1 protein-coding gene is annotated in these 1,104 nt (G+C 45.5%); it reads right to left on the minus strand.

Features of this window, described 5'->3' with window-relative positions; all coding sequences use genetic code 11:
• A partial coding sequence (locus tag NJ959_RS29930; RefSeq protein WP_254015402.1) for a site-2 protease family protein occupies positions 1-1,104 on the minus strand: 1,104 nt, incomplete at both ends.

Here is a 1,104-nt window from a genome sequence, read left to right on the forward strand (position 1 = left end):
ATCTGCAATAGCCCCGCGATCGCACCTGGTAATGGTAGAAGGATTGCCACTAAAATAGCTAAGGTCAATAATCCTGCTAAATCTCGCCAGTTGTTCAATTCTGAAACATCGTTGAGGGCTGGTTCATCTGCGACTGGCATTAATAATAAAATTATCGCCCACAGGAGTAAATCCTTCTCCACTACGCCCAGCAACAAGATTAATATTCTGGTAATCTGACCAATAGCTGCTCCCGTTTTCTGACCAAATATCGCATGGACGATGTGGCCACCATCTAGTTGTCCGACAGGTATTAAATTAAATGCAGTCACGATCAACCCGACATAACCTGCAACGGCTACAGGATGGAGTTTGATTGCCATTTCTGGGGTCAATTCACTACCCAATCCCAATTTACTCAGTAAACTTAGCAAGAAGGAAAACCTAGGATCTAAGGATTCCAGATTCAATATTCCCGATCCGTCCGATAGAGGAACCACACCAGAGTGAGCCAATCCCCAGAGTAGCACAGGTATTGTGACAATTAACCCAGCAAGCGGTCCTGCGATCGCCACATCAAATAATGCTTTACGATTTGGTACGGGCGATCGCATGGAAATAAATGCCCCAAATGTCCCCAGGAAAAAGGGTATTGGGATAAAGTAGGGGAGGGTAGTGCGCATTTTATAGTATATCGCCACTAAGTAATGACCCAGCTCGTGAGTGCTTAAAATTGCCATCAGCGCAACGGCGTAGGGTAAGCCTTGGAGTAAAAGATTTGGATCTGATTGTAGTTGTTCTCTAGGGAATCCGGCTATTTCTGTCGCCCCCATCATGGTGGTGGTGAATAAGGTAACAATGAAGAGGGCGAAGGCTAAACCCGGTTGCGTTATAGGTTCCCCTTCGCTTTTGGCTTCTTTTTTATTATAGGGATTGGGGACTAGAGCAAAGAAGGGTTTGCCGCTGAAACTTTCTTGAAACATGACAAAAAAGCGATCGCCAAATTCCGCTTCAATATTTTGCCGCACAGTTTGGTATGCCGCATCAGGGTTTGTACGGAGTTGTCCGCGACACAATACCGCTTGGGGTCTATATTCCAATTGCTGAAGATAGTATACTCCCCAA

It is taken from the genome of Limnofasciculus baicalensis BBK-W-15, from assembly GCF_024178385.1.
In the GTDB taxonomy this organism is placed as follows: Bacteria; Cyanobacteriota; Cyanobacteriia; order Cyanobacteriales; family Coleofasciculaceae; genus Limnofasciculus; species Limnofasciculus baicalensis.